This is a genomic window from Paenibacillus sp. OT2-17, from assembly GCF_009827695.1.
In the GTDB taxonomy this organism is placed as follows: Bacteria; Bacillota; Bacilli; order Paenibacillales; family Paenibacillaceae; genus Paenibacillus; species Paenibacillus polymyxa_B.
Genome location: NZ_WUDQ01000435.1, coordinates 1 through 3,167, shown reverse-complemented (window position 1 = coordinate 3,167; position 3,167 = coordinate 1). Strand labels below are relative to the sequence as shown.

Sequence of the window (3,167 nt, the reverse complement as noted above, 5' to 3'; positions counted from 1 at the left end):
AGGTGGTTGTTGGTAATTCCGTTGCTCAAGTCTATGATGCACTAACATCATTACCTGGAATGGCATTACATGCTTCTAGCAACAATGAAAGCGCTTCAGAAAAACGAACTGGGAAATTTAATCCTGTCAGTCAGTTGATGGATTTTGTTTCGGCCGTATTTACGCCATTTCTGGGAGCCTTGGCTGGATCCGGAATTTTGAAAGGCATTCTAGCTTTATTTACAACAATGAACTGGATATCGACTGACAGTGGTGCGTATAAAATATGGAATGCAGCAAGTGATGCCATTTTCTATTTTTTGCCGATTTTCTTGGCATTTACTGCGGCCAAGAAGCTTAAAGTCAACCCATTCGTAGCCGTTTCGTTAGCTGGTGCACTCATTCATCCGTCTTTAGTAGAGATCGTATCCAATTCACAAACGATTGATTTCTTTGGCATACCGATCATACCAATTACGTATACGGCGTCTGTGTTTCCCATTCTGTTGTCGATTTGGGGCCTCTCTTACTTGGAACCTTTGTTGAACAAATTCTTTCCAGAATCAATTCGTAATATGCTAACCCCTCTGGTTTCTCTAGTGATTATGTTGCCTTTAACTTTGGCTGTTATCGGCCCTCTAGGCACAAAGATCAGTGACCTGTTCGCCATGGTATTGTTAGCAATCTTTGGTTTCTCCCCATTACTTGCTGGGTTGGTTTTAGGAGCGTTCCATCAGTCGATTGTCATTTTCGGAGTCCATTGGGCGCTGATTACGCTGATGATAAACAATGTCGCTAATCAAGGATACGACCAATGGTTGCCAATTGTATGTGCAGCCGTACTTTCTCAAGCAGGTGCTGCTCTAGGCGTATTTTTGAAAACCAAGGATGCCAAAATCAAAGGCCTATCGGGTTCTGCAGCAATCACAGCCATTTTTGGTATCACTGAACCGGCAATTTACGGCGTAACCCTTAAATTAAAGCGTCCATTCTACTGTGCAATGATCGCTGCTGGTATTGGAGGCGCTGTTATTGGATCGTTTGAAGTACATGCATCCACATTTACATTTCCTAGCTTGTTGGCTATTCCAACTTATTTAGGCCAAGGTTTCATTGGAGAAGTCATCGGATTGATTATTGCATTCTTTGGAGCCGTCATTTTAACTTATTTCTTCGGTGTTTCGAATAAGAGTGTGACGAATTTGAGTGATCAAGCAAATCCAAACGAGGTTGTGGTACCTGTGAATGGCCAAATTGTTCCTTTAAGCAGTGTAAGCGATGAGGTGTTTGCTTCTGAAGCGATGGGTAAAGGAGCAGGGATTGTTCCAATTAGCGGAATTGTTACAGCTCCGGTAAACGGAACGGTAAGCAGCGTGTACAAAACCGGGCATGCGATTGGCATTGTATCTGATTCCGGTATAGAACTTTTGATTCATATCGGTATTAATACTGTGAAATTAAAGGGACAACACTTTAAACCATTGGTTAAGGAAAATGATAGAATTGGCATTGATGACAAATTAGTTGAGTTTAACTTGGAGCAAATTAAGGCTGCGGGTTATGATCCTACGGTAATGGTTATTGTTACGAATTCATTTAATTATGATCAAGTGCATGTGAATCTGGAGGATCCAAATTCAAAACAGTTATTACATGTGATTCCTGCAAAACCTAGCGTTTCATCTTCAAATTTGGTTTAACACAGGACAGCATGGATTTGATCTTGGAAGTAAATTGAAAAAACGTATAACAGCCAGCTATAGCTATTATAGCTGGCTGTTTTTAGTAGATAGTTCTGTTGCTAACGAAGAAAAGGATTAAGAAATTACGAATGCTTGGGCAGTTCAGCATCTGTTCTTCCTCCAACACTCATAACGAAAAATTTTACTGCAAACGTGCTTAGTAGTCTCCCCTTCGAAAAGGTATTAGCCGAATGGTGAACAGAATGTTTCTGTAGACTGAAGATCCTTTAGTATGAATTTCAAGTGTTCTCTAGCTGATTGATTCAATGGTTGTAAGGGCAAAGGAAGACTGGGACTTGAGATCAAGCCACTTATTTCTGCTGCTGCTGAAATAACGCGAAGGCTGCCATATTGACGAAATAACGACCAAAGCGGTTCAAGTAGCGCCGAGAGTTGTTTCGCTTCTTCAGCAAAACCGGACTGGGCCAAACGGGTCATTTTTTGGCACGCCCTTGGAAACAAACCACCAAGAACTGAGTACCATACTTCACAGCCTGCATCCAAGCCAGTGACTGCGGATGAGTCTCCACTTACTCCTATAGTTACATGGGGAGGAATGGCCGTTCGCAGTTTTCTAATGCGTGCCTTGGCTGCTTCAGGATCAGAAGGCACTCCAGGAATCTTGATAGAACGAACGTTAGGCAGCTCAGCAATCCGACCGTGCAACTCATCACTGAAATGAAAATGTGTAGTCCCCGGATTATCATATACGCAGAGCGGAATAGAGAGCGAGCTTGTCACCTGTTCATACAACGAATATACCTCTTCATTTGTTAATGCCTGGTAAGAAACAGGAGCTAACAGCACTGCGCTTGCTCCTGCTCTTTGTGCATCTTCCGCTAATCGAAGTACTTCAGAAGTACGAATCGCACTTATACTTGTCATCACGGGAATCCCCTCAGATGAATGGACAGCAAGTCGAAGCACACGTAAACGTTCTTCTCGATTAAGATATGCATAATTTCCAGTTGAACCCAATGCACCAATTGAGTCTACACCAGCTGCAACTAATCGTTGAATTAGTGTCACAAATGCTTTTTCGTTAATACCTGTCTCGTTAACTGGCGTGAGTGGAAAAGCAGATAATCCACAGAACATAAAGCTACACTCCTTTATTAATTGACCTTCAAAATACAAACACATTATAAAAATGAATTAGACACAATTAAAGTACCAATTGAGAGACAAATAACAGTACCAATTCTTCTAGAGAAACTTAAGATCGAAACAAAGAGATATGAGCATCAAGCTTCAGTATCAACTTGGATATTACATCTTTTAACAGATCAGGTTAGTTGAGAAAGATAAAAAGCATTCTATATAGAATGCTTTTTATCTTTCTCATGATTTAGTGATGTATGAGAGTGTGTTAATATGCGGTCAAGTACTTTTTCAGTAAGTGGCATAAAGTAATTGAGTATTAACCCCCCTAAACAAACGGTTAAC

2 protein-coding genes and 1 pseudogene are annotated in these 3,167 nt (G+C 41.0%); 1 reads left to right on the top strand and 2 read right to left on the bottom strand.

Annotation, left to right across the window (positions count from 1 at the left end; translation table 11 throughout):
- A partial coding sequence (locus GRP75_RS22620) for a beta-glucoside-specific PTS transporter subunit IIABC (RefSeq protein ID WP_160790424.1) occupies positions 1-1,679 on the top strand: 1,679 nt, incomplete at its 5' end.
- A gap of 225 nt (positions 1,680-1,904) precedes the next feature.
- On the opposite strand, the gene GRP75_RS22615 is transcribed toward GRP75_RS22620, so the two are convergent.
- Together GRP75_RS22615 and GRP75_RS29975 are read right to left on the bottom strand one after the other, a co-directional pair.
- Positions 1,905-2,819 (bottom strand): dihydrodipicolinate synthase family protein, encoded by a 915-nt coding sequence (locus GRP75_RS22615; protein WP_160790423.1) that lies wholly within the window; start codon positions 2,817-2,819, stop codon positions 1,905-1,907.
- Positions 2,820-3,037: 218 nt separating this feature from the next.
- Positions 3,038-3,167 (bottom strand): annotated as a pseudogene (locus GRP75_RS29975) (YitT family protein); the annotation flags it as partial.

Coding starts and splice junctions, on each gene's coding strand:
- GRP75_RS22615 (WP_160790423.1), bottom strand. CDS start 2,819: ATGTTCTGTGGATTATCTGCTTTTCCACTCACGCCAGTTAACGAGACA.